This window comes from Actinoplanes sp. NPDC020271 (assembly GCF_044388125.1).
GTDB lineage: Bacteria > Actinomycetota > Actinomycetes > Mycobacteriales > Micromonosporaceae > Actinoplanes.
In genome coordinates this window covers 200,691-224,722 of the sequence record NZ_JBIRWQ010000012.1, presented here as the reverse complement: position 1 = coordinate 224,722, position 24,032 = coordinate 200,691, and the positions used below count along the sequence as shown (strand labels likewise).

Genomic DNA, 24,032 nt, shown 5'->3' with positions numbered 1-24,032 from the left:
CGAGGCGCGCGCGGCTCACCGCCGTACCGGAGAAGCGGGTCTTGATCGCGGGATGGTGCTGGGTCAGGCGCGCGCCTCGACGATGTCGGCCAGACGGCGCAGCGCCTCCACGTTGCGCTGATGCAGCACCAGGTCGTTGATCTTGTTGCGGACCCAGAGCAGCGGGCCGGACTCGAAGTCCTCGTGCATCACGACTTTGGTCCGGCCGTCGCGCTCCGGCTCCAGGACGATGTTCACGATCGCCTCGCCGAGCGGCCACAACCCGGCCCGGATCTTGAGCCCACGGTCGGGGACGCACTCCAGCACGGTGGAGGAGTCGTGCAGCGACAGCGGCCACGGCCCGGCCTTGTGGTGCAGCCGGGAGCCGGTCTGCGGCCAGGTCTTCTCGACGTCACGGATGTGGGAGGTGCCGACCACCCAGTCGCTGTACGTCCAGCCGTCGGCGAGGACGGCGAAGACGCGTTCGGGTGGGGCCTCGACGGTGCGGGTCACGGTAGCCACGGGGTGGACTTACCCTGCGAAGCCCGGTCCTAACGGCGCCGTTCCCGGCGCCCGGCCGCGGCCGGGCGCAGCGCCGGCCAGAGCCGGAGCCGTCGCGAGCTGTCCGCCGCGGCCGGCAGCCGAGCCGGGTCCGCGGCAACGCCCGGCTGTGTCCCGATCTCTTCGAGCGCCTTCGGAATGCGGCCACCGCTGACGTCGAGGCACTGCTCGACGAGTACGTCGAGTTCTGCCGTCGCCGGGTCGGTGACTGAGTGGTAATCACCGGTCGTGGCCGGTCCCGATGTTTACGCTGAAGGTCGACGGGCAACGAAACACGCCGTTGTCACCGTTGCTTTCATGTCGCCTGAGGAGACCCCGTGCGGATTGCGATGATCTCCGAGCACGCCAGCCCGCTCGGTGTAGGCGACCAGCACGCTCACGTCGCCGACCTGTCCACGGCGCTCGCCGATCTCGGACACGAGGTGCGGGTCTACACCCGCCGCACCGATCCCGGCCAGGCCGAGACGGCCACGGTCGTGAACGGTGTGCGGGTCATCCACGTTTCGGCCGGTCCGGCCCGCCCGCTGCCCGCCGAGCAACTGCTGCCGCACATGGCCGAGTTCGCCCGTCTGCTCGGTGAGCACTGGCAGCGCGACGGCTGGACGCCGGACGTCGCCCACGCCCACTTCTGGACCAGCGGCCTGGCCGCGGTCACCGCCGCCAAGCAGCTCAACATCCCGGTCGTGCAGTCGTTCCACGAGATCGGCGCGCTGGGACCGAGCACGGCCGGTCCGTCGCGCACCGGCTACGAGCGGGCCCTCGGGCGCGCCGTCGACCGGGTGGTCGCGCAGACCCAGGACGAGTTGCTCGGCCTGGTCCGGATCGGGGTGCCACGGGCGCAGCTGACCGTCGTCCCGGCCGGCGTCGACAGCGAACGGTTCAGCCCGGAGGGCCCGGCCGTCCCGCGCGACCCGGAACGCCCGCGGATCCTCTCGGTCGGCAAACTCGTCGAGCACAAGGGGCACAGCGACGTCATCCAGGCGATGCGGTACGTCCCCGGCGCCGAGGTGGTGGTCGTCGGCGGCCCGCCGGCCGACCAGCTCCGCAGTGACCCGGGCGCCAAGTCGCTGCGCGCCCTGGCCGAGAAGTTCCAGGTGGCGGACCGGTTCCGGCTGGTCGGCGCGGTGCCGCACCGCGACATGCCGAGCTGGTACCGGTCGGCCGACCTGCTGGTCGCGGCGCCCTGGGAGGAACAGTTCGAGCGGTCCGCGCTGGAGGCCATGGCCTGCGGCGTGCCGGTGATCGGCACCGCGGTCGGCGGGCTGACCGAGACGGTCGTCGACGGCCTGACCGGTGACCTGGTCCCGGCCCGCGATCCCCGGGCGCTCGGCGGCGCGGTCCGCCGGCTGATCAACGACAAGGTGCGCCGGTTCACGTACGCGACGGCGGCGCTGGACCGGGCCCGCCAGGCGTACTCGTGGAAGCGGGTGGCCGCGCAGATCGGCTCGGTCTACTCGGCGGTGACCGGCCTGCGCCGCCCGGCCGAGGCGGAGCCGGAAGCGGTCGCGTAGTACTCCTCCATCCACCAACTGGTGGATGGAGGAGTTCGCTCGCTGGTCGATTCGGGCACCCGGGCCGGTCCGCGACGCTCAATGCATGGCAGTCATCGAGGTCAGCAACCTCAGCAAGCGTTACGGGGACACCGTCGCGGTGCGCGACGTGTCGTTCACCGTCGAGGCCGGCGAGATCTTCGGCATCCTCGGACCGAACGGCGCCGGCAAGACCACCACCGTCGAGTGCGTCGCCGGGCTGCGCACGCCCGGCAGCGGCAGCATCCGGGTGCTCGGACGCGCTCCGCGCGATCCTTCGCTGCGGGCCGAGGTCGGCGTCCAACTCCAGGAATCCCAGTTCCAGGAGAAATTGACGGTACGGGAGGCGCTCGACCTCTACAGCGCCTTCTACCCCGAGCCGGCCGATTGGCGTGTGCTCGCCGGTGACCTCGGTCTCGAGGAGAAGCTGCGTACGCCGTACGGGAAGCTCTCGGGTGGTCAGAAACAGCGACTCTCGATCGCGTGCGCGCTGATCGGCAACCCGCGCATCGCGATCCTCGACGAGCTGACCACCGGGCTGGACCCGGCCGCCCGCCGCGACACCTGGGACCTGATCGAGTCGGTCCGCGACCGCGGCGTCACGGTCGTGCTGGTCACGCACTTCATGGAGGAAGCCGAGCGGCTCTGTGACCGGCTCGCCGTGATCGACCGGGGTTCGGTCATCGCGCTGGACACGCCGGCCGGCCTGGTCGAGCGCGCCGAGACCGAGCAGACGATCCGCTTCCGCCCCTCCCAGCCGCTCGACGACGCCCTGCTCACGGCCCTTCCCGAGGTGCGCGAGGTGCGGCACACCGGTGACCGCGTCGAGGTGGTCGGCACCGGCAACCTGCTGCAGGCGGTGAGCACGGTCCTGGCCGTCCACCAGATCGTCGCGAACGACCTGCGCCTCGAACAGGCCAGCCTCGACGACGCCTTCGTCCGCCTGACCGGCCGCACTCACGGGAGTGACAAGTGACCGTCTTCGCCAAGCTCACGCGTACCGAGATCAAGCTCTTCCTCCGCGAGCCGGTCGGCGCCTTCTTCGCGCTGCTGTTCCCGACGATCCTGATCGCGATCCTCGGCGCGATCACCGCGTTCCGGGAGCCGTCGCCGGAACTGAACGGCCTGCGCACGATCGACGTCTACGTCGGCATCGGGGTCGCCCTGACCCTGGCCATGCTCGGCCTGCAGGTGCTGCCGATGGTGCTCGCCACCTACCGCGAACGGGGGGTCCTGCGCCGGATCGCCACCACCCCGGTCCGGCCGATCACGTTGCTCGCCGCGCAGATGACCGCGATGATCCTGATGGCGCTGGTATCGGCCGCGCTCTGCATCGCGGTCGGCCGGCTCGCCTACGGGGTCCGTCTCGCCGAGAACTTCCCCGGCTTCGTCCTGGCCTTCGTGCTCTGCGCCCTCGGCGTGTTCGCGATCGGGCTGTTCATCGCCGCGCTCGTGCCCACCGGCAAGGCCGGCAACGCGGTCGGCACGCTGCTGTTCTTCCCGTCGATGTTCTTCGCCGGGTTGTGGCTGCCGCGCGAGTTCATGCCGGACTGGGTGCAGCGGATCGGCGACTTCACCCCGATGGGCGCCGGCGAGCGGGCCCTGCACGACGCGATGAGCGGCACCTGGCCGAACTGGCTCTCCACGGTCGTCCTCCTCGGATACCTGGTCCTCTTCGGGTTCGGGGCCGCGCGATTGTTCCGCTGGAACTGACAGACTGGGGCCGGACGGGGGAGGGGGAGCGTCGATGGAAGACAGCATCCGTGCCGAGTGGACCACCCGGAAACTGACCGGTGTCTCGTTCGCCCTGCTGGCCGCGGCCACCCTGCTCGCCTGGCTGGCCCGGGACTCCGGCCTGCCCCAGCAGCCGATGGGCTTCACGCTGGTGGCGGCCGGGCTCACCGCAATCTGGATCCTCGCCTTCCGCAGCCTGGCCCAGACCTACCTGCAGCGGTGGCCGTCGATCCTGCTCTTCGCCCTGCTGATCGCGCTGAGCGCGGTGCTGGTCGAGTGCAGCCCGCTCTACGGCTTCTTCGTCTGGACCGGTTACCTCTACACGGTCTACGCCCTGGCCGGCCGGTGGCGGGTGGTCGGCGCGATCGCCGTCGCCGTGGTCACCGCCGGCTCCCAGTCCGGCGGCTGGTCGATCCTGCACACCAGCGGCGGGCGGATGCTGTTCCTGGTCCTGTTCCTGCTCAACGCGGGCATCTCGGCCACCATGACCTGGGTCGAGATGGGCAAGATCCGGACCACCGAGCAGCGCATCCAGATGATCGACGACCTCGCCGACGCGAACGCGAAGCTCGAGGAGGCGCTCAACGAGAACGCCGGGTTGCACGCCCAGCTGCTCGTCCAGGCCCACGAGGCCGGTGTGCTCGACGAACGGCAACGGATGGCCGGGGAGATCCACGACGTGCTGGCCCAAGGCCTCACCGGGATCGTCACCCAGCTGGAAGCGGCCGAAGCCCACCCCGGCGAACGCGACCGCCACCTCACCGCCGCGAAACGCCTCGCCCGGGAAAGCCTCGCCGAGGCACGCCGTTCGGTGCAGGCGCTGCGCCCGCACCAGCTCGACGACGCCGGGCTGCCCGACGCGCTCGGCGACGTGGTGGAGACGTGGTCCGGCCTGCACGGGGTCCGAGCCGACCTCACCACCACGGGTACGGCGCGGCGACTGCTTCCCGAGATCGAGACGACCCTTCTGCGTACGGCCCAGGAAGCCCTCGCCAACGTCGCCCGGCACGCCAACGCGGGCCGGGTCGGGCTGACCCTGTCGTACATGGAGGACGTGGTGACGCTGGACGTGCGCGACGACGGCGACGGATTCGAGCCGGAACAGCCGCGCGAGGTCACCGCGACCGGCGGGTTCGGGCTCAGCGCGATGCGGGAACGGCTGGCGCGGATCGCCGGGACGCTGGCGGTGGAGTCGGAGCCGGGGAACGGGACGGCGCTGTCGGCCTGCGTACCGGCCGTCATGGTCGGCGGGGTGGCGTGATCACGCCGGTCAACGGTTCTTCTGAGGAGGTTGCGTGATCGGGCTGCTGATCGTGGACGATCATCCCGTGGTCCGGGACGGGCTGCGCGGCATGTTCGCCGGGGACGACCGGTTCACCGTGCTCGGCGAGGCCGGCGACGGACGGGAGGCGCTCGCCGTGGCCGCCACGGTCAACCCCGACGTCATCCTCATGGACCTGCGGATGCCGGTCATGGACGGGGTCAGCACGATCCGGTCGCTCAAGGAGAACGGCTCGGCCGCGCGGGTGCTGGTGCTGACCACGTACGACACCGACAGTGACGTGCTGCCGGCGATCAGAGCGGGCGCCACCGGTTACCTGCTGAAAGACGCGCCGCGCGAAGAACTGTTCCGGGCCGTCGTCGCGGCCGACCGCGGCGAATCCGTGCTGTCGCCGTCGGTGGCGGGACGACTCATGGGACGGCTGCGGGCCCCCGCCCCCGACAAAGAACCGCTCAGCCAGCGGGAACTCGAAGTGCTGACGCTGATCGCGCGCGGCTGCAGCAACCGGGAGACCGCCGGGAAGCTGTTCATCAGCGAGGCGACCGTGAAGACTCACCTGCTGCATGCGTACGCGAAATTGGGGGTCAGGGACCGCGCGGCGGCAGTGGCCGCAGCGTTCGAGCGAGGCTTACTCGGCCGCGACTAGGCGCTCGGCGATCAGCCGGGCGATCTCGTCGAGGGTCTCCTGGCTCGGGCGGACCCGGTAGGTGTCCAGGGTCCGCAGCTCCTGGACGGCGTCGGGGGTGGCGGTGAACTCGTTGCGTCGCAGGCCGCGGACCAGGAAGAACAGGCCGCGGTCGGTGTGCAGGCCGGTGAGGAGGGCGCGGATGCCCGCGGAGTCCAGAGCACCGGCCTCGGTGATCCGCCGCCGGTCCCGGCGGGCCCTTGTCCTGGTGGTGCATTCCTGCGCCGTCCCTACCACGGCAACGGCGAGGAGGAAGATGATGATCAGCCGGAGGGAGGAACGCTCGACCGGCTCCGCGGAGACGACGGAATAAGTCGTGGAGACGGCCAGGGCGACCACAAGTGGGATCAGCCTGACGGCGGCGCGTTTCGGTTCGCTGTGGATCCAGGTGAAGCCGTCCCGCCAGTCGAGCAGCTCGCGGATTTCCCGGGCGGTCCAGATCACCGGCGCGGTCACGAACTTGTTCAGCGGCAGTGGTTCGGGGGAGGCGGCCGTCGACAAGTAGGTATGGAAGCACAGGGCTGAGTAGCAGGTGACAAGCGCCGGAAGCAGATGCCAGCCGGATATCGCCGCGACGAGCACGGCCAGGCCGTAAGCACGCAGGATCGTGGCGATGACGGCCACCGAGTCCAGCGGGTCACGCCAGGAGCGCCACCGGCCGGCCGCGGACTCGGCCGCTGACATGCTGACCGCCAGACACGGAACGAGATAGCCGATCAGAGCCACGGCCTCGGCCGCCGCCACGATCACCGGCAGCCGCCACGTCGGAGTGCCCCGGACCAGCGCCACCAGGGCGAACGTGGCCACCACCGCGGCGTCCAGCACCGGTGTGGCCAGCAGCACCCCGATCAACCGCGTGAACGGGCGCGGATCGCGCAACCGCCGGATCCCGGCGAGGATCGCGTGCCGGTCCCGCCACAACCGCCCCCGCCCGGCCCGGCCGATCAGCACCCCGCGAACCTGCCGGGCCAGCGACGGCGGCATCACCCGCAACCGGCCGACCTGGGCCAGCGCCGACTCCTGCAACAGCAGACTGGGGCTGCCGGCGGCCTGATCGAGCAGTTCGTCGCGGTCGGGCTCGGGGGCCGCGGACACGTTCTCGATCGCCCACACCTGGTCGGCGCGAGAACCGCTCTCGTACGCCCGCCGGAGCAGCCGCCCGATCCGGCCGCGCACCCGCGGGTCGAGCCGGGCCACCGAATCCTCGTCCAGGCCGGCGCTGAGCAGGGACAACAGGTGCAGTGCGCCCGGTGGCCAGGCGAAGCGCCGGGCCCGGGAGCGGGTGGGGATCGCGTCGCGGACCAGGCGTTCGGTGGTGCGGAGGAGGTCGTCGTCCGCCCGGGTCTGCAGCAGGGTGACCGCGGTCTCGCGCCACTGCCCGGCGGTGAGAAGTTGCTCGAGCGGGACAGCGGCGGCCTCTTCGAGCACCCGGGCGGTCGCTTCGGGCGCCCAGGCGGACGCCGCAACCCCTTGCGCATTCGCGGAGAGCACCCGAGCGGTGGCAAAGAATTCCTGGAAGCGGCGATGCACGAAGCTGAACTCGCTCCCGCCGCCCGGCGTGGTCGCACTCGACGCCAGCTTCACGAAGGCGAGCGCCTCCAGACGCTCGCGCAGATCCGGCTGCGGCCCGAACCGCCCCTCGACCGCTGCCACCAGCTCGTCGTAGGAGGGCGAGAGTCCGAGACCGGGCGACGCCGCCATGCAGAACGCCGCCATCTCCGCGGCCGAGCGCAGCGCCGCCGCGTCCAGCCCGAACCGCTGCTCGACCCGATCACGGTCCCGGGCCAGCCGACCGGCGACGAAGTCCTCGAACACCTCGTGCGACGTCCGCGGCAGCGCGTCGTTGCGGGCCACGAAGTCGGTCAGCAGCCCGAGCAGCATCGGGTTGTCGGAGAACGGCCCCAGCACGCTGCCGGCCGACGTGATCCCGCCGACGAGCAGGCCCTCCTGGGCCGGGGTCAGCCCGGCGCGCCGGATCAGCCGCCGTTTCTGCCGGTCGGTCAGGCGAAGAATGGTGAACCGGGGCCAGCCGAACCGGCGCGGGCCGCGGAACTCGCGGGAGGCGACGACGCCCCGGCAGACGTTCATGGTGTGCAGGAACGCGTGGACGGCGTCGGCGTACTCCTCGACGACCGGCTCCACCTCGGTGGCGGTCAGGATGTCGGGGATCTCGTCGAACGAGTCGAACAGGAACACCCAGGTGCCGTTCCGCATCCCGGCGTCCAGCTCGGTGGCGAGGAACTCGGCGACCCCGGCACTGCGCGAGCGGTTCAGCGCGGCGAGGACGAACTCGCGGATGGTGGTCGCGTCGACCGGCTCGCTCCCGTCCCGGCGCAGCTCCTTCAGGTTGAGATAGAGCGGGATGACCCCGCGCTGCTCGCGCAGCGCCAGGTGCCGCAGCGCGACGGACTTCCCGGCCCCGGGCTCGCCCTGCAGCAGGATCAGCCGATCCCGGCTCCGGCGCAGCGCCCGGGTCAGTGACCGCACCCGGCGTGGCCCGCGACGGCCGCTCGTCACCTCCAGCTCGGCGTGCAGCTCGGCGAACCGGTCGTCGCGCCAGTTGTCCTTCGCACTGATCCGGGTGACCTCGGCGATCAGGGCCCCGACGAAGAGACGGCGCTGACGCTCAAGATCAAAAGACGATTTCCCTCGTACGCGATCAAGCACCACCGCCGCGACGAACAGCACCGCGAGGATCGCCCAGAGAGCCGGCACCCACCAGCGTCGCCACGCCGCCGGTGGGCTGATCGCGTTGGTGATCAGGTTGCCGATCAGGCCGAGCCCGACGGTGACGGTGGCGGCGGCCAGCGTGCGGGACAGCGACGGCCGGTTCTCCATCCCACCCCCGTTCCGCCGATGCCGGACATCGAGGATCGTAATCGAATCCGGCCGGTCGTCAGGTCCCGCTGTTCCGCGGCTTGACTCTGCCCCCGGGGCAGGGTGCAGCCTTGATCTACGGAAGGGGGTTCTCATGCTGGTGGACGAGTACGCGCAGGCCAGGCCCACGTCGGCCCTGCGTGGGCACGTGGCGTTCTACTCCGGCTATCGACAGCGCGGTGTCCCACCCGGGCGGCACCGCGGGTTGCCCTCGCCGTACCTGACGCTGATCTTCACGATGGACGAGCCGCTGGTGATCGCCGAGCACCCGGATCGGCGGCAGGCCCCGGGCCCGTTCGAGGCGCTGCTCGGCGGGCTGCACCGGCGTCCGGCGACGATCACGCACGACGGGCGCCAGTCCGGGGTGCAGGTGGCGTTGCAGCCGCTGGGCTGCCGGGCGCTGCTCGGGCTGCCGGCCGCCGAGCTGGCCGAGCTCGACGTGGATCCGGCCGCGCTCCTCGGTGAGGCCTTCGTCGCCGAGGTGCGGGAGCGACTGTGCACGGCGCCCGGCTGGCCGGCCCGGTTCGCGGTCCTCGACACGGCGCTGACCGGGCTGCTCGGGGCGGCGCCGGCCCCGGCCGGGCTGGATCGGGTGGCCCACGTCTGGGGCAGGCTCCGCCGTGGGGGCGGTTCGATCGACGACCTCGCGGGTGAGGTCGGGTGGAGCGCCCGTCACCTCACCGACCGGTTCCGGGCCGAGCTGGGCCTGCGGCCGAAGGAAGCGGCGCGGATCGTCCGGTTCGACCGTGCCCGCCGGGCGCTGCGGCCCGGGGTCCGCCTGGCCGACCTCGCCGCCGAGCAGGGCTATGCCGACCAGTCCCACCTCGTGCGGGACTTCCAGGCGTTCGCCGGGTGTGCCCCGTCCCGGTGGTTGTCCGACGAGTTCGGTTTCGTCCAAGCGGCCGCGGCCGCCGATGCCGACGATGAGGTGCATGACTGACGAGAAGACACCACCGCCGCCGCAGGTGTGGCCCACGCTGCGGGCGCGGGACGCCCGCGCGCTGATCCGCTTCCTGGTGGAGGCGTTCGGCTTCGAGGAGACGGCGACCTACGGCGAGGGCGACCGCGTCGACCACTGCCAGCTGGACTGGCCGCCGGGCGGCGGGGTCATGCTCGGCTCGGTCCGCGACCGGGCGGACGACGCGTGGGCGTTGCCGCCGGGCACCTTCGGGGCCTACGCGGTGACCGACGAACCGGACGAACTCGCCGCCCGCGCCCGCGCCGCCGGAGCGGAGATCGTCCGCGAGCCCTTCGACACGGACTACGGTTCCCGCGACTTCGCCGCCCGCGACCCGGAGGGCAACCTCTGGTCCTTCGGCACCTACCGCGGCGCCTCACGCTGACCGCCGTCCGCTACCGGCTGTCTGCTGCCGCCATTGCTGTCTGCTGCCGCCGGCGCTGTCCGCTGCCGGCCGACCGCTGTGGGCCGTTCTGCGCGTCGCTTCCGGTCTGCCGGGCCCTCCGGTATCGGGGCCGGGCTCCGGCCGTGTGGCGGCGGTTCGGGATCGGTGTTCCGGCCGTGTGGCGGCGGTTCGGGATCGGTGTTCCGGCTGGGCGGCGGCGGTTCGAGGCTGGCGTTCCGGCCGTGTGGCGGCGGTTCGAGGCTGGCGTCCCGGCTGGGCGGCGGCGGTTCGAGGCTGGCGTTCTGCCTGGTGGTGGCCCGGGGCCTGGGCCCCGGGCCGGGATGGTCGGGTGGTCAGGCGGCCAGGGCGGTGGCCAGGTGGTCGCGGAAGGTGCGCTCGTCCTCGGTGACGGTCTCGCCGCCGAGGCCGAGGATGCCACCGGTGGAGGCGGCGCCGACGACCGCGTCGGCCACCTCCAGGAGCCAGTGGCGGTAGGTCTCGGCGTCGGCGACCGAGGCCTTCGACGCGAGCAGGCCGGCGGCCTCGGTCGCGCGGTTCAGCACGTCCGCGGAGTAGGCGGCGGGGTCGGCCGGCTCGATGACCGGCGGCTCCTCGCCCAGTTCCGGGTCGCCGGCCTCGGCCACGGCGGCCGTGGCCACCGCGGTGACCAGCGTGCTGGCCGAAGCGCGGGCGTCGGAGATGCGGCTCAGCCCGGCCGCGCTCTCCGCCCGGGTCTTGCGGGCACTGTCGTGGGTGGCGGCGCTTGCCGCAGTGAGCACCGCGTGCGGAAGGCCGACCAGCAGCCCCCATTCGGCGTCGGTGAAGCCCAGCCGGGCGTAGAGCGGTTCGTCCGTCACTCGGGGTTTCCTTTCGCTTCCGTCGGCGGCCGACAGCGCATTCTTGCGCACCGGCGGGCCGCTCCGGTCCTCACCACCCCTCTACCCGATCATGTCGTTGCTCACCCCAGCCCCCGTGTTAAGTCCCTGTTGCCCCGGGGGACCCCACCCGCCACCCGGTACCGGGCCCCACCGGCAACTCCCAAGGCTTCCCCCGGCCGGCACCCACCGCCGCCCGGAGCCCGTCAAAACACCCCTGAGCGCCCAGCTGTCGCGGTCCGGCCGGCGTTCAGCGGTGTCCGGGGCGGGTTGCGGCACTTCTCGGCGCCGGCCCGCTGGGAGGCCGGTGACGATCGCGCCGGCCGCGCGCTGCTCGCGGAGAGCCTGGCGGTCGGCCTGGAGGCGGGCGAGCACGATCACGCGTGCCGCGCGTACGCGAATCTCTCCTGGCTGTTGCTCGACTACCTGTGTCCCGGCGAGGCCGACGCGGTGCTGACCGAGGCGATCGACTTCGCCGAGCGCCGCGAGGTGCTCGGATTCTTGCGCTGTCTGCACGTCGGCCGGGGCGCCTGTACCTGGCCCGCGGAGAGTGGGCGGACGCGGACGCGGACGCGAGGCGGGCTGGGCGCTCGGCGCGCCGGCGAACATCCGCTGCCCGGCCTGGTCGTGCAGGGCCTCGCCCGGGTGCGCACGGGGCGCCCGGGCGGCGACGAGCTGATCGCCGAGGCGTGGGAGCTCGCGCTCGGCATCGGTGAGGCGCAGCGCATCGGCCCGGCCGGAGCGGCGATGGCCGAGGCCGCCTGGCTGCGCGGGTCCCCGGCAAAGGACTCGTGGCACCGGGCCTACCGGCGGGTGTTCCGCGAGGAGGCCTTCGGGCTCACCGGGCGCCAGCTGGAGGTGCTGCGCCTGCTCGCCGACGGCCGGAGCAACCCGGAGATCGCCGCCGAGCTGGTCCTCTCGGTCCGGACCGTCGACGCGCACGTGGCCGCGGTGCCGGCCAAGCTCGGTGTCCGCACCCGCAAGGAAGCCGTCCACCGCTGTCGGGACGGGCCCTGACAGACTGTCCGGTGTGCGCGAAGTGGTCGACGGAGTCTTCGAGCTCCGCCTCGGAGTGGTCAACGTCCACCTGGTCGTCACCGACGACGGGGTGATCCTGGTCGACACCGGGCTCCCCGGGCAGGCCGCCGCGATCGAGCAGGCCGCCCGTCCGCTCGGCCCGGTGCAGGCGATCCTGCTCACCCATCACCACCCGGATCACGCCGGCGGCGCGGCCGACCTGCGCCGGCGCACCGGCGCCCGGCTGATCGCGCACGCGGCCGAGGCACCGCACCTGACCGGCCATTTCCAGGCCGAGGAGCCGGAGGGGCGGCTGCGGAAGTTCCTGTTCCGACGACTCGAAAAGATCGAACCCACCAAGATCGACCAGCTGGTGGGCGACCGCGCCGAGCCGCTCCCGGACTTCACCGTGATCCACACCCCGGGCCACACGCGCGGCCACCTGTCGTTCCACCTCGCCCGGGCCGGCGGCGTCCTGTTCGCCGGCGACGCCGCCACCAGTAGGAACGGCAAGGTCGTCGGTGCCGTGGAGAAGCTCGCCGGGTTCGACGCCGACCACGCCGTCTTCGGCCACGGCCGGCCCATCTCCGGCGAGGCCGCCGCCCGCTTCCGCGAAGCGGCGGCGGCGATCAAGCCGGAGTGAGCAGCTTCTGGTTGACGACCACCGGCACCGACAGCGTCTTGTAGCCCACGGTGTCGAACAGGACGGTCATCTTCTCCTCCTCGTAGCCCATCACCATCCCGGTGCCCCACTCCGCGTGGCTCACCTTGCTGTGGATCGGGAACGGACCCTCCTCCTCGACGGCGTTCACCTCTTCCGCGCTCCCGTCCGCGCAGTTGTCGCAGTGCCCGCACATCCGCCGGATCTCCTCGCCGAAGTAGGCGAGCAGCGTCTCGGTCCGGCACTGCCGGCTCTCCGCGAACCCCCGCATCATGTCGGTGCGCGACTTGATCACGGTCTGCTGGCGTTCGAACTCGGCGATTGCGGCCCGGGCCGCCTTCGCCGGGAGGGGCGCGCCGGGCGGTGCACCGATCTTGCTGCCTTTTCCGGTACGGGCGGCGCCCACCTGTTCCAGCAACGCGAGGTACTGCCCGAGGCGGCGTGGGCCGAGCCCGGTCTCCTTGGCCAGTGCGGTCTTGGTCGCGGCGCCCTTGTGCAGCACCCCGGCCAGTTCCCGCAGCTCGTCCTCGTCGGGTCCGCCGCCGTTGAAGAAGCGCTGGATCGCCTCGTCCTCGGCGCGCCACAGCAGCAGCACGCGCCCCGGCTCGCCGTCGCGCCCGGCCCGGCCGATCTCCTGGAAGTAGCTGTCCGGCGAATCGGGCAGGGCCATGTGCGCCACCCAGCGGATGTTGGCCTTGTCGATGCCCATCCCGAACGCCGACGTGGCCACCATGATGTCGACCTTGTCGTCGATGAAGTCCTGGTGGCGCTGTTCTCGCAGGCCGGCCGCCATTCCGCCGTGGTAGTACTCGGCGGGGTAGCCCGCCTGGGTCAGCTTGTCGGCGAGTTCTTCGGCGGCGCGCCGCGTGGCGACGTACACGATCCCGGGTCGTTGCCCCTCGTCGAGCATCGTGGTCAGCCGCCGCCACCGGTACGCCTCGTCGGGGCAGTACGTCACCTCGAGGAACAGGTTCTTGCGGTCCAGCCCGGACACGTGGATCTCGGGGTTGCGCAGTTGCAGCCGGCTGATGATGTCCTCGCGGACCGGCGGTGACGCGGTCGCGGTCAGTGCCAGCACCGGCGGGCGGCCCAGCTCCTTGATCATGTCGCCCAGCGCCAGGAAGTCGGGCCGGAAGTCCGGCCCCCAGGCCGAGATGCAGTGCGCCTCGTCGATCGCGACCAGGCCGGGCTTGAGGGCCTTGACCTCGGCGAGCCGTTCCGGGTTGGCGAGCTGCTCGGGGGTGATGAAGAGGAATTCGGCCTTGCCGGCGCGCAGTTCCTCGATCGCCTCCTGCTGCTCGCGGGGCGTCTCGGCCGAGCTGACCCGGACCGCGCGGATCTTCGGGTCGTCGTGCTCGTTGAGCGCGGCGATCTGGTCCTGCTGGAGGGCCAGGAGCGGGGAGATGACCACGGTCGGGCCGGGGAGCAGCACCGCCGGGATCTGGTAGATGGCCGACTTCCCGGCGCCGGTCGGAAGCACGACGAGCGCGTCCTTGCGACGCAGCACGGCGCGCATCGGCTTGAACTGGCCGGGGCGCAGGGACGGCCATCCGAAGTGGGTGCGGGCCACCTTGCGCAGTCGGGGGCCGTAGATAGGGAGTTTCATCGGGCGGCCTGTGTACCCCTATTTGCCGCCGAACATGCGGCGTATGGCCCAGAGCAGGAAGAGCAGCGCGAGTGCGACGCCGAGGAGCTTGACGGCGTGGATCTCCGACCAGTCGACGGTTGCTTCCGCGAGGGGGGTAGGCGGCACGTCGCCACTCTATCGGGTATCGGCCACGGCTAATAGAAAGGTTTGTTGACTAAATGCTGCGGGTGGTGTGACCATAGGTCCCCGAACGGGGGAGAACGTTCACATAGACGTTCGTGTATGCATTCGGAGGTACGGGGGACATGTCGAAGCACGGCGGATTGCCGGAACTTGCCGCTGCGGTTCTCCAACCCGGATTCGTCGGGACGACCGCTCCCGACTGGATCCGCCGCCGGCTCGCCGAAGGCCTCGGCGGCGTCGCGCTCTTCGCCCGCAACGTCGAGTCGCCGGCCCAGGTCGCCGTGTTGACCGCGCAACTGCGGGCCGAACGCCCCGACGTGATCGTGGCCATCGACGAGGAAGCCGGCGACGTCACCCGCTTCGAGTCCCGCCACGGCAGCTCCCGCCCCGGCAACCTCGCCCTCGGCGCGATCGACGACCCGCTGCTGACCGAGGCCGTCGCCCGTGACCTCGGCTGCGAACTGGCCGCGGCCGGCATCACGCTGGACTACGCCCCCGACGCGGACGTCAACAACAACCCCGACAACCCCGTCATCGGCGTACGGGCATTCGGCGCCGAACCTTTCCTGGTGGCGCGCCACACCGCCGCGTTCGTGCGGGGCCTGCAGACCTACGGCGTGGCCGCCTGCGCCAAGCACTTCCCCGGCCACGGCGACACCGCCGTCGACTCGCACCACGACGTGCCGCTGATCGACCGTACGGCGGAAGAACTGGCCGCCAACGAACTCGTGCCGTTCCGGGCGGCGATCGCGGCCGGCGTCAAGGTCGTGATGACCGGCCACCTGCTCGTCCCCGCCTACGACGACGACCTGCCCGCGACGCTGAGCCCGCGCATCCTCACCGGACTCCTGCGTGAGGAGCTCGGCTTCGACGGGCTGATCGTCACCGACGGGATCGAGATGCAGGGCGTACGCCGTCGCTTCGGTCTCGCCGGAGCCACCGTCCGCGCGCTCGCCGCGGGCGTCGACGCGATCTGCGTCGGCGGGGACCACGCCGACGAGGAAACCGCGCTCCACCTGCGCGACGCGATCGTCGCCGCAGTCCTCTCCGGGGAACTGCCCGAGGCGCGGCTGCGGGACGCCGTCGCCCGGGTCCGTGCGCTCGGCGCGTGGACCACCCGTACGCAGAAAGAAGCCGGAGTGATCCGCGGACCGCAACCCGCGTCGGAGATCGGCTACAACGCCGCCCGGCGCGCGCTGCGGGTCACCCGCTCGGAGAACGGCCCCGAACTGCCGATCATCGGTGTGCCGCACGTCGTCGAGTTTGCCCCGCCGCGCAACATCGCGATCGGCGAGGAGACCCCGTGGGGCGTCGGCGCGCCGCTCGCCTCGCTGCTGCCCGGCACCACCGCGGTCCGGCTCTCCGCCGAAGACCTGGCACCCCTGGCCGACCCGGCCGGTCGCGTCCTGGCCGGTGCCGCCGGTCGCCCGCTGATCCTGGTCGTCCGCGACGTGCACCGGCACCGCTGGATCGCGGACACGCTGACCGCCGTCCTGGAACGCCGCCCCGACGCGATCGTGGTCGAGATGGGCATCCCGGTCCAGGTCGCCGGTGGTGTCCACGTGGCGACGTTCGGCGCGACCCGCGCCTGCGGCCTGGCCGCCGCCGAGCTGATCGCCGGCGCCGACATCCCCGAGCCGGTAGCCGCCTGACCGCCGAGGCTAGTGGGCCACCAAGTCCGCATATTCCGGATGCTCACTGATGTAGTGAGAGAAGAACGGACAAGCCGGCACGATCTTCTGCCCCCGCTCCCGCAACTGTTCCAGCGTCTTGCGAGCCAGCTCCCCCGCCAGCCCTTGCCCCCGCATGTCCGGGTCGGTCTCGGTGTGCAGGACGACGATCACGTCCTCCCCGCGCATCCGGTAGGACGCCAGCGCGCCGACCGTGCCGTCCACGGCCAGTTCGAACCGGTGTGCCGCAACGTTGTCGTGGACCAGGTGGTCGCTCACAAGTCCTCCTCAGGGGATCGATCCACAGCTTAGGGTGGCTCTGACCTCGTACCGTGAAAAGGGTGTCGATCTCAAAATCACTTGTCGTCGCGGTGCTCGCCGCCACCCTTCTGACCGGCTGCAGTTCGGATGGCGTCAACTGTGGCGTGGATCAGTGCACGGTCACGATCCAGCGGGAGACGAAGGCGAGCGTCGAGGTGCTGGGCGTCGAGGCGGAGTTCGTCAGCGCCGACGACAACACCGTCACCCTGCAGGTGGCCGGGCAGCAGGTCACCTTGACCAAGGGGCAGCAGGCGGTCGAGGTGGGTGGGCTGCAGCTGTCGCTGGAGAGTGTGACGCCGAGTGCGATCCAGGTGCAGGTGTCCCGTTGACACCCGGAGTTTGACGATCGTCGCGTCCGGTCACATTGAGGGGCATGTCCTCGACTGCCTCGAACGTCAAATATCACGCGTCCCGCGCGGCGGACAGCAAGCCCTTGGAGTTCCTGGCCCGGGGCGGCTTCGTCGGTTACGGCATCATCCACCTGCTCTTCGCCTGGATCGCGCTGCAGGTCGCCTTCGGCGGCTCCGGCAAGGAGAGTGATCAGTCCGGCGCTCTCCAGGAGCTGGCGAGCAAGCCGTTCGGCAAGACGCTGCTGGTGATCATCGTGGTCGGCCTGTTCGCGATGGCGATCTGGCAGCTCTTCGAGGCGATCGTCGGGGAGAGCGGCGAGCAGACGAAGTCCGCGATCGCCGAGCGCGTGATGTCCGGCATCCGCGCGGTCCTCTACGTCTACCTGGGCTGGGTCGCGATCAAGGTGATCCAGGGCGCGAACGCGTCGATGGGCGACAACTCGGAGAGCAAGTCGGCGGGGCTGATGCAGTCCACCGGCGGTCGCTGGCTGGTCGGGTTCGCCGGTCTGGTGGTGCTCGGCGTCGGGGCCGGGATCTTCGTCTACGGCCTCCGCAAGAAGTTCACCAAGCACCTGAACACGCAGGAGATGCCGCTGAGCACCCGCAAGCCGATCATCCGGCTGGGTATGGCCGGTTACATGGCCAAGGGTGTCGCCTACACGGTCGCCGGTGTCCTGTTCGTCACCGCCGCGGTCACCTACGACGCGAACAAGGCGCGCGGCCTCGACGCCGCCTTGAAGACCCTGGCCGGGCACCCGTGGGGCGTCTGGCTGCTGGCGCTGATCGCGGCCGGCATCGCGGCCTTCGGCATCTACTGCTTCGCCCAGTCCCGTTACCGCAAGATCTAGATTCAGGACCCGATCTGCCCGTACGGCCGTGGCCCGTCCCCTGTGACGTGTGTCCGACATCCGCCGTCCGGGTGTGTGCCCGGCACCGCGGCGGGCAAGGTGGAGCGCTGGCACCGCATCTCGACCGTGGAGAGGAAAGTTCGTGTCCAGCGTTCTGACTGCCGTGCTCGCCGTCACGGGGGCCGCTGTCGCCGCCGTCCTGATCGTCGAGGCGTCGCACCAGGTGATGGTCCGGCTCGGGCGCCGATCGTTGCTCGCCGCCGACCTGGCGAAGACCATGCACCGGCCGTTCCTGGTGACCCTGACCCTGATCGCCGTGCAACAGGCGGTCCGGGTGTGGGGCGGGGAGTTCCCGGGCCGGGGCGGCGTGCTGCACGCGCTCGTCATCGGCTGCATCGCCGCGTTCGCCTGGCTGGTGGCCGCCCTGCTGCTGGTGCTGGAGGACGCGACGCTGGCCCGGTGGAGCACCGACGTGCCGGACAATCTGCGTCGCCGCCGGATCAAGACGCAGGTGGTGATGCTGCGCCGGGTGACCGTCGCGACGATCGTCGTGCTGACCGCCGGTGTCATGCTGATGACCTTCCCGGGGATCCGGGCGCTGGGTGCGAGCGTGCTCGCCTCGGCCGGTCTGGTCTCGGTGATCGCGGCGCTGGCCGCGCAGAGCACTCTCGGCAACGTCTTCGCCGGCATCCAGCTCGCGTTCAGTGACGCTATCCGGGTCGACGACGTGGTGGTCGTCGAGGGCGAGTGGGGCCGGATCGAGGAGATCACCCTCACCTACATCGCGGTGCAGATCTGGGACGACCGGCGGCTGATCCTGCCCACGTCGTACTTCACCACCAAGCCGTTCCAGAACTGGACCCGCAGCAGCTCGGCGGTGCTCGGCACGGCCGAGATCGACGTGGACTGGTCCACGCCGATCGAGCCGTTGCGGGCCGAGTTGCGCCGCGTCTGCGAGGGCTCGGAGCTGTGGGACGAGCGGGTCTGCGTGCTGCAGGTGACCGAGGCGACCGGCGGCATGGTCCGGCTGCGGGCCCTGGTCAGCGCGGCCGACGCCGGGGCGCTGTGGGACCTGCGCTGCCTGGTCCGCGAGCGCCTGGTCGGCTGGATGTGGGAGAACCAGCGCGGTGGCCTGCCGCGGATGCGTACTCAGCTGGACGAGTCCGACGACGGGGTGGCGCCGCTGCGGCAGACTCGGCGGTCGGACGCGTCGGCGGATGCGCGCGTCTTCAGCGGGGGTGACGACGGTGAGGCCCGGGGTGCGGCGTTCGGCGGGGTGGACGGACACGCGCCGGCGCCGGGCGATGCGGTCCCGGCCGCGCGGTGACGCGTCCGGAAGGATTGAGCTACCGGTGATCAGGGCATACACCGGACACAGCGAAAGGGGGACACGATGGCCGATGTCATCGACGGCCACGCCCGGCCCTTGTCTGATCAATCCACGGCGGAACTGGTCCAGCGCGCGAGCGAGCAGCTCAGCAGGCTGGTCCGGGACGAGCTGACCCTGGCCAAGGCGGAGCTTGCCGAGAAGGGCAAACACGCGGGCATCGGGGTCGGTCTCTTCAGCGGCGCGGGCGTGCTCGCGATGTACGGTGTCGGTGCCTCGATCGCGACCGCGATCATCGCGTTGAGCCTGGTCTGGCCGCTCTGGCTGGCGAGCCTGGTGATCACCGCGGTGATCTTCGTGGTGGCGGGCGTGCTGGCGCTGATCGGCCGGTCGCAGTTCCGTCGCGCCGTCCCGCCCGAGCCGAAGGCCGCGATCGAGGGCTTGAAGGCCGATGTCGACGAGGTCAAGCAGGCGGTCAAGGAGCGAGGCCGGGCATGAGCGAGCTTGTGAGCGAATCATCGAGCTCAGTCCGGAAATCATGCCGGCGCCGGAGCGAAGCGGAGGTGACGGCATGAGCGAGAACAATGGAACGACGGACGGCAAGCCGGATCTGGTGGCGTTGCGCGCCGAGATCCAGCGGACCCGCGCCGACCTGGGGGAGACGGTGCAGGCCCTGGCCGCGAAGGCGGACGTCAAGGCCCGCGCGCGCGAGCAGGTGACGCAGACCCGGCAGCGGCTGCTGGAGCAGGCCGCGTTCGCCACCGGTCGGCTGCGGGAGGTGGCCGGTCACGCGACGGCGAACGTGAAGGACGCCGCCGGGCAGACCGCGTCCGCGTCCGAGGGCGCGGCTCACGACGTGGCGGTCCGGGTGCGCGAGGGCCGGGTGCCGATGGTGCTGATCGCGGCCGGGGTGGCCGCGGTGGTGGGAGTGATCCTGATCGTGCGGGGGAGGCGCTGATGGCGGGCAAGCTCGGTAAGGTCGCGTTGAAACCGGTCAACGTGGCGCTCGGCCTCGCGGCCGGTGCGCTGGCCGGGGCGCTCTTCAAGCAGGTGTGGAAGCTGGCTTCGGGTGACGACGACGCGCCCGACGCCGGTGACGAGGACCGTGGCTGGGGCGAGATCCTCGCCGCGGCGGCGCTGCAGGGCGCGATCTTCGCGGTGGTGAAGGCCGCCGTCCATCGTGGTGGCGCGATCAGCGCGAAACGTCTGACGGGTACCTGGCCCGACTAGCGGTTCCTTGATCATCACCGGTATAGACAGGTGTCTTGACGGCTCCCCACTTCGTAAGCGCGAAGTGGGGAGCCTTTTCCATATCTGCCACGCTTTTTTGGATTCCCACGAGGGGCAGCTTTGCGGGCTGTTTTTCGGGTACAGTGTGGCCAGTTTTTGCGTATGTGGTTCGCTGCTTCCGCCAGGCGGCGCGACACCGACCCGATCCCGGGAGGGTCTACAGGTGCCGCAAAGCCGAACGGAGGGGACGTCCTCTGAAAGGGCCGCCTCGCGGCGCCGCTGCTCGAAAACGGTCATCGGCCCCGCGCTCCGCTGCCGCGGTCGGGCGGGCCGGCATTTTCAGAAGGAGAGTTCAGCATGGCGCAAGGAACCGTGAAGTGGTTCAACGCAGACAAGGGCTTCGGCTTCATCACCGTCGACGGCGGGGGTGCTGACGTGTTCGTCCACTTCTCGGCCATCCAGACGAGCGGCTACCGCACTCTGGAGGAGAACCAGCGGGTGGAGTTCGAGATCGCCCAGGGCCAGAAGGGCCCGCAGGCGGAGCAGGTTCGCCCGCTCTGAGACCAATCCGCCGGTCGCGAGGCCGGCATGCCGGTCGCCTGGCGGAGGCCGGCCTGACCGAGTGGCCCCGCACCCTCGCCGAGGTTGCGGGGCCTCTTCTGTACGACCCTTTGTCCCACCGCGTTGTCGGCAATGCCCTGACGACCCGGTCGTGGTGGCGCCCGCCTGCCCAGAGGCGCACGCCCCGCGCGACCGGGTCGTCGTCTGCTGCTGGTCAGGCCGCCGGCTTGCCGCTGCTGCGCCGCCGCATGCCGATCACCACGAGCGCCAGGCCGACCCCGGTGACCGCGCCGCCGACGGCGGCCCAGACCGGCTGATCGCTCATCAGCTCGTTCTCGAACACGTTCAGCCCCTGCAGCGTCCAGACCGCGCCGAGCACGACGGCGAGCAGGCCGATCGACATCGACAGCCAGCCGCGCAACCGGATGGTCTCAGCCGGGGCTTCGGTTTCATTGTTCACCATTTGTCGTGCACCTGGGGGCGAATCAGCTCATCGTAGACCGCGGCGATCTTTTCCAGGGTTTCCGGTGAAAGCGGTGCGAGATCGGCGGCGTGCGCGTTCGCGCGCGCTTGCTCGGGATTACGCGCACCTGGGATCACGACGGTGACGGCCGGCTGTTCGACGATCCAGCGCAGTGCGAATTGCGCCATCGTCACCCCATCCGGAACGAGTGGACGCAGCCGCCGAACTGCTTCCAATCCGGTAGAGAAGTCGACGCCGGAGAACGTTTCACCGACGTCGAACGACTCGCCGTGCCGGTTGTAGTTGCGGTGGTCGTCGGCGGCGAACGTGGTGTTCTCGTCATAGCGCCCGGAGAGCAGGCCACTGGCGAGCGGCACCCGCGCGATGATCCCGACTCCCGCCTCGGCGGCGGCCGGCAGAACCCGCTCCAGCGGCTTCAGCCGGAACGCGTTGAGGATGATCTGGACGCTGGCGACGCCCGGACGGGCGATCGCGGCGAGCGCCTCGTCGACCTTCTCGACGCTCACGCCGTACGCCGAGATGCGCTTTTCCTGCACCAGGGTGTCGAGCGACTCGAAGACCTCGTCGCTGTGGAACACCGGCGTCGGCGGGCAGTGCAGCTGGACCAGCTCGAGGGTGTCGACGCCGAGGTTGGCCCGGGAGCGGTCGGTCCAGGCGCGGAAGTTGTCGAGCGAGTAGTTCTCCGGGACCTGGGGGAGGCGCCGGCCCATCTTGGTGGCGACCGTGAGGCCGGGTTTGCCCTTCACGAACGAGCCGACGATCTGCTCGCTGCGCCCGTCGCCGTAGACGTCGGCGGTGTCGATGAAGGTGACCCCGGCGTCGACCGCGGCCTGCAGGGTGGCGTGCGCGTCGGCCTCGCTGACCTCGCCCCAGTCGGCGCCGAGCTGCCAGGCGCCCAGGCCGATCACCGACGCGTCGCGGCCCATCCGGCGAAAGCTTCGTTTTTCCACGTGGAGACCCTACCGCCAAGCTGCTATGTTGAAACAAAACGTACGTACGGTTTGCTGTTGTCCACGATCTGGAGGCGCGTCATGTGGGATCCCACCGTGTACCGGCGATTCGGCAACGAGCGGTCCCGGCCGTTCTTCGACCTCACCGCGCGGATCGGGGCCACCGCCCCTCGCGTCGTCGTCGACCTCGGCTGCGGCGACGGCACGCTGACCCGCACCCTCGGCGACCGCTGGCCGGACGCGCACGTGACCGGCATCGACTCCTCGCCCGAGATGATCGCCAAGGCCGGTGACGGCGACTTCCGCATCGGTGACCTCGCCGACTGGCAGCCCGGCCCGGACACCGGCGTCGTCGTCACCAACGCGGCCCTGCAGTGGGTTCCAGGACATCAAGATCTGCTCGTACGCTGGCTGGCCGCCCTACCGTCCGGAGCGTGGCTCGCCATGCAGGTCCCCGGCAACTTCGACGCGCCCTCACACAGGTTGCTGCGGGCCGTGGCCGGTGACTTCGGCGTCGGTCATGTGCTGCGCGAGTCCCCGGTGGACGACCCCTCCGACTACGCGGACCTGCTGGCCGGGGCGACCGTCGACGCCTGGGAGACGACGTATCTGCACCTGCTGCCGGTCGACGGGCCGGACCATCCGGTGCTGCGGTGGACAGAAGGCACCGCGCTGCGACCGGTGCGGGCGGCGCTCGACGACGACGCGTGGGCGCGATTCCGGGCCGAGCTGGGCGAACGGCTCACCGGGGCGTATCCGGCGGGGCACGGCCGCGTGGCGTTCCCCTTCCGCCGTATCTTCGTGGTGGCTTCTAACTAGGGGGATCACCTTGAGCGACCTGACCTCGTTCATCGCCGGCCTGCCCAAGGCCGAACTGCACGTCCACCACGTCGGGTCGGCCTCCCCGCGGATCGTGGCCGAGCTCGCCGCGCGGCACGAGGGCAGCTCGCCGGTGCCGGCCGACCCGGAACTGCTGGCGAAATACTTCGAGTTCCGCGACTTCGCGCACTTCATCGACATCTACCTGAGCGTCGTCGACCTGATCCGGGACGCCGAGGACGTGCGGCTGCTCACCTACGAGATCGGGCGGGAGCTGAGCCGGCAGCAGGTGCGGTACGCGGAGCTGACCGTCACGCCGTACTCCAGCGTGCGCCGCGGCATCCCGGCCCCCGCGTTCTGCGAGGCGATCGAGGACGCGCGCACCGGGGCCCGGCGGGACTTCGGCGTCGACCTGGCGTGGTGCTTCGACATCCCCGGCGAGGCGGGGCTGCCGTCGGCTGAGGAGACGCTGCGGATCGCGCTGGAGGAACGGCCCGAGGGACTGATCAGTTTCGGACTCGGGGGGCCGGAGATCGGGGTGCCACGGCCGCAGTTCAAGCCGTACTTCGACCGGGCCCGCGCCGCCGGACTGCACAGCGTGCCGCACGCCGGGGAGACCACCGGGCCGGAGACGATCTGGGACGCGATCCAGTCCCTCGGCGCCGAGCGGATCGGTCACGGCATCGCGGCGGCTCAGGACGAGCGGCTGATGGCGTACCTGGCCGAGCACCAGATCCCGCTCGAGGTCTGCCCCACCTCCAACCTGCGCACCCGGGCCGTGGCGACGCCGGCCGACCACCCGCTGCCGAAGCTCGCCGCCGCCGGTGTGCCGTTCAGCATCAACTCCGACGACCCGCCCATGTTCGGCACGTCGCTGGAGCAGGAGTACGCGGTCGCCGCCGGCCTCCTCGACCTGGACGCCCAGGGCGTGGCCGAGCTGGCCCGCGCCGCCGTCCACCACAGCTTCCTCCCCGACAAGTCCACCCTGCTCGCCGAGATCGACACCTACACCGCCACCCACGCCCGCTGACCGTCCGGCGGGAGCCGGCGGGTGGCCGGGCCGGTGCAGCGGCTCGCGGTTGTGGCTGGTTCTCCGGGCTGTCCGCAGCACCGCTGGGGTCCAGCCGGGTGGCGTGCGCGGGCGGGTGGCCGGGCCGG

27 protein-coding genes are annotated in these 24,032 nt (G+C 71.2%); 19 read left to right on the top strand and 8 right to left on the bottom strand.

All coding sequences use genetic code 11. The features are described from left to right. Positions 1-63: 63 nt before the first annotated feature. On the bottom strand, positions 64-501 hold the full coding sequence (locus ACH442_RS26155) for an SRPBCC family protein (RefSeq protein WP_396340736.1): 438 nt from the start codon (positions 499-501) through the stop codon (positions 64-66). A gap of 356 nt (positions 502-857) precedes the next feature. On the opposite strand from ACH442_RS26155, the gene ACH442_RS26150 reads away from it, so the two are divergent. From ACH442_RS26150 to ACH442_RS26130, 5 genes are all read left to right on the top strand, one after another. Continuing rightward, positions 858-2,051 (top strand): glycosyltransferase, encoded by a 1,194-nt coding sequence (locus tag ACH442_RS26150; protein WP_396340735.1) that lies wholly within the window; start codon positions 858-860, stop codon positions 2,049-2,051. A gap of 85 nt (positions 2,052-2,136) precedes the next feature. Beyond that, positions 2,137-3,045: an ABC transporter ATP-binding protein gene (locus ACH442_RS26145; RefSeq protein WP_396340734.1), complete on the top strand. Its 909-nt coding sequence runs from the start codon at positions 2,137-2,139 to the stop codon at positions 3,043-3,045. Continuing rightward, entirely contained in the window at positions 3,042-3,782 is a 741-nt protein-coding gene (locus ACH442_RS26140; RefSeq protein ID WP_396340733.1) for an ABC transporter permease, read from the top strand. Before ACH442_RS26145 ends, ACH442_RS26140 begins: the two co-directional genes overlap by 4 nt. Positions 3,783-3,816: 34 nt before the next feature. Beyond that, positions 3,817-5,064, top strand: a complete 1,248-nt coding sequence (locus tag ACH442_RS26135) for a sensor histidine kinase (RefSeq protein ID WP_396340732.1) — start codon at positions 3,817-3,819, stop codon at positions 5,062-5,064. Positions 5,065-5,098: 34 nt separating this feature from the next. Beyond that, positions 5,099-5,731: a response regulator gene (locus ACH442_RS26130; RefSeq protein WP_396340731.1), complete on the top strand. Its 633-nt coding sequence runs from the start codon at positions 5,099-5,101 to the stop codon at positions 5,729-5,731. Here the strand turns inward: ACH442_RS26130 and ACH442_RS26125 are convergent. Continuing rightward, positions 5,714-8,608 carry an NACHT domain-containing protein gene (locus tag ACH442_RS26125; protein ID WP_396340730.1) on the bottom strand — a complete coding sequence of 965 codons (2,895 nt, stop codon included), beginning with the start codon at positions 8,606-8,608 and terminating at the stop codon, positions 5,714-5,716. The two genes, ACH442_RS26130 and ACH442_RS26125, sit on opposite strands and share 18 nt — an antisense overlap. A gap of 133 nt (positions 8,609-8,741) precedes the next feature. On the opposite strand from ACH442_RS26125, the gene ACH442_RS26120 reads away from it, so the two are divergent. Both ACH442_RS26120 and ACH442_RS26115 read left to right on the top strand, forming a co-directional pair. Then, positions 8,742-9,587 (top strand): helix-turn-helix domain-containing protein, encoded by an 846-nt coding sequence (locus ACH442_RS26120; protein WP_396340729.1) that lies wholly within the window; start codon positions 8,742-8,744, stop codon positions 9,585-9,587. Then, on the top strand, positions 9,580-9,990 hold the full coding sequence (locus tag ACH442_RS26115) for a VOC family protein (RefSeq protein WP_396340728.1): 411 nt from the start codon (positions 9,580-9,582) through the stop codon (positions 9,988-9,990). The genes ACH442_RS26120 and ACH442_RS26115 overlap by 8 nt, the downstream gene beginning before the upstream one ends. A gap of 353 nt (positions 9,991-10,343) precedes the next feature. Here the strand turns inward: ACH442_RS26115 and ACH442_RS26110 are convergent, their stop codons facing one another. Beyond that, a complete protein-coding gene (locus ACH442_RS26110) occupies positions 10,344-10,847 on the bottom strand; it encodes a hypothetical protein (protein WP_396340727.1) in 504 nt (167 codons plus the stop codon). 288 nt (positions 10,848-11,135) lie between these two features. On the opposite strand from ACH442_RS26110, the gene ACH442_RS26105 reads away from it, so the two are divergent. Together ACH442_RS26105 and ACH442_RS26100 are read left to right on the top strand one after the other, a co-directional pair. Further along, positions 11,136-11,882 (top strand): response regulator transcription factor, encoded by a 747-nt coding sequence (locus ACH442_RS26105; RefSeq protein WP_396340726.1) that lies wholly within the window; start codon positions 11,136-11,138, stop codon positions 11,880-11,882. 13 nt (positions 11,883-11,895) lie between these two features. Continuing rightward, the gene (locus tag ACH442_RS26100; RefSeq protein ID WP_396340725.1) at positions 11,896-12,525 is read left to right on the top strand and encodes an MBL fold metallo-hydrolase; all 630 of its coding nucleotides are present in this window, start codon (positions 11,896-11,898) and stop codon (positions 12,523-12,525) included. Here ACH442_RS26100 and ACH442_RS26095 read toward each other — a convergent pair. After that, the gene (locus ACH442_RS26095; protein ID WP_396340724.1) at positions 12,512-14,149 is read right to left on the bottom strand and encodes a RecQ family ATP-dependent DNA helicase; all 1,638 of its coding nucleotides are present in this window, start codon (positions 14,147-14,149) and stop codon (positions 12,512-12,514) included. The genes ACH442_RS26100 and ACH442_RS26095 overlap by 14 nt on opposite strands. 18 nt (positions 14,150-14,167) lie before the next feature. Next, positions 14,168-14,296: a hypothetical protein gene (locus ACH442_RS26090; RefSeq protein WP_396340723.1), complete on the bottom strand. Its 129-nt coding sequence runs from the start codon at positions 14,294-14,296 to the stop codon at positions 14,168-14,170. 140 nt (positions 14,297-14,436) lie between these two features. Between ACH442_RS26090 and ACH442_RS26085 the strand changes: the two genes are divergently transcribed. Continuing rightward, a complete protein-coding gene (locus ACH442_RS26085) occupies positions 14,437-15,966 on the top strand; it encodes a glycoside hydrolase family 3 protein (RefSeq protein ID WP_396340722.1) in 1,530 nt (509 codons plus the stop codon). Positions 15,967-15,975: 9 nt separating this feature from the next. Here ACH442_RS26085 and ACH442_RS26080 read toward each other — a convergent pair whose 3' ends face one another. Further along, positions 15,976-16,263, bottom strand: a complete 288-nt coding sequence (locus tag ACH442_RS26080; protein WP_396340721.1) for a GNAT family N-acetyltransferase — start codon at positions 16,261-16,263, stop codon at positions 15,976-15,978. Positions 16,264-16,325: 62 nt separating this feature from the next. On the opposite strand from ACH442_RS26080, the gene ACH442_RS26075 reads away from it, so the two are divergent. From ACH442_RS26075 to ACH442_RS26045, 7 genes are all read left to right on the top strand, one after another. Further along, positions 16,326-16,634 (top strand): hypothetical protein, encoded by a 309-nt coding sequence (locus ACH442_RS26075; protein WP_396340720.1) that lies wholly within the window; start codon positions 16,326-16,328, stop codon positions 16,632-16,634. Positions 16,635-16,678: 44 nt separating this feature from the next. After that, on the top strand, positions 16,679-17,503 hold the full coding sequence (locus tag ACH442_RS26070; protein WP_396340719.1) for a DUF1206 domain-containing protein: 825 nt from the start codon (positions 16,679-16,681) through the stop codon (positions 17,501-17,503). A gap of 142 nt (positions 17,504-17,645) precedes the next feature. Then, the gene (locus ACH442_RS26065; protein ID WP_396340718.1) at positions 17,646-18,830 is read left to right on the top strand and encodes a mechanosensitive ion channel family protein; all 1,185 of its coding nucleotides are present in this window, start codon (positions 17,646-17,648) and stop codon (positions 18,828-18,830) included. 66 nt (positions 18,831-18,896) lie between these two features. Then, on the top strand, positions 18,897-19,328 hold the full coding sequence (locus ACH442_RS26060; RefSeq protein WP_396340717.1) for a phage holin family protein: 432 nt from the start codon (positions 18,897-18,899) through the stop codon (positions 19,326-19,328). Positions 19,329-19,401: 73 nt separating this feature from the next. After that, the gene (locus ACH442_RS26055; protein ID WP_396340716.1) at positions 19,402-19,788 is read left to right on the top strand and encodes a DUF3618 domain-containing protein; all 387 of its coding nucleotides are present in this window, start codon (positions 19,402-19,404) and stop codon (positions 19,786-19,788) included. Then, positions 19,788-20,060: a DUF4235 domain-containing protein gene (locus tag ACH442_RS26050; protein WP_396340715.1), complete on the top strand. Its 273-nt coding sequence runs from the start codon at positions 19,788-19,790 to the stop codon at positions 20,058-20,060. Before ACH442_RS26055 ends, ACH442_RS26050 begins: the two co-directional genes overlap by 1 nt. Positions 20,061-20,417: 357 nt before the next feature. Then, entirely contained in the window at positions 20,418-20,621 is a 204-nt protein-coding gene (locus tag ACH442_RS26045) for a cold-shock protein (RefSeq protein WP_011905669.1), read from the top strand. Positions 20,622-20,835: 214 nt separating this feature from the next. Here ACH442_RS26045 and ACH442_RS26040 read toward each other — a convergent pair whose 3' ends face one another. Both ACH442_RS26040 and ACH442_RS26035 read right to left on the bottom strand, forming a co-directional pair. Then, the gene (locus ACH442_RS26040) at positions 20,836-21,084 is read right to left on the bottom strand and encodes a hypothetical protein (protein WP_396340714.1); all 249 of its coding nucleotides are present in this window, start codon (positions 21,082-21,084) and stop codon (positions 20,836-20,838) included. Continuing rightward, the gene (locus ACH442_RS26035) at positions 21,078-22,055 is read right to left on the bottom strand and encodes an aldo/keto reductase (protein ID WP_396340713.1); all 978 of its coding nucleotides are present in this window, start codon (positions 22,053-22,055) and stop codon (positions 21,078-21,080) included. Before ACH442_RS26035 ends, ACH442_RS26040 begins: the two co-directional genes overlap by 7 nt. Positions 22,056-22,136: 81 nt before the next feature. Between ACH442_RS26035 and ACH442_RS26030 the strand changes: the two genes are divergently transcribed. Further along, positions 22,137-22,874 (top strand): trans-aconitate 2-methyltransferase, encoded by a 738-nt coding sequence (locus ACH442_RS26030; RefSeq protein WP_396340712.1) that lies wholly within the window; start codon positions 22,137-22,139, stop codon positions 22,872-22,874. Positions 22,875-22,884: 10 nt separating this feature from the next. Further along, positions 22,885-23,904 carry an adenosine deaminase gene (locus tag ACH442_RS26025; protein WP_396340711.1) on the top strand — a complete coding sequence of 340 codons (1,020 nt, stop codon included), beginning with the start codon at positions 22,885-22,887 and terminating at the stop codon, positions 23,902-23,904. The last annotated feature ends 128 nt before the right edge of the window (positions 23,905-24,032 follow it).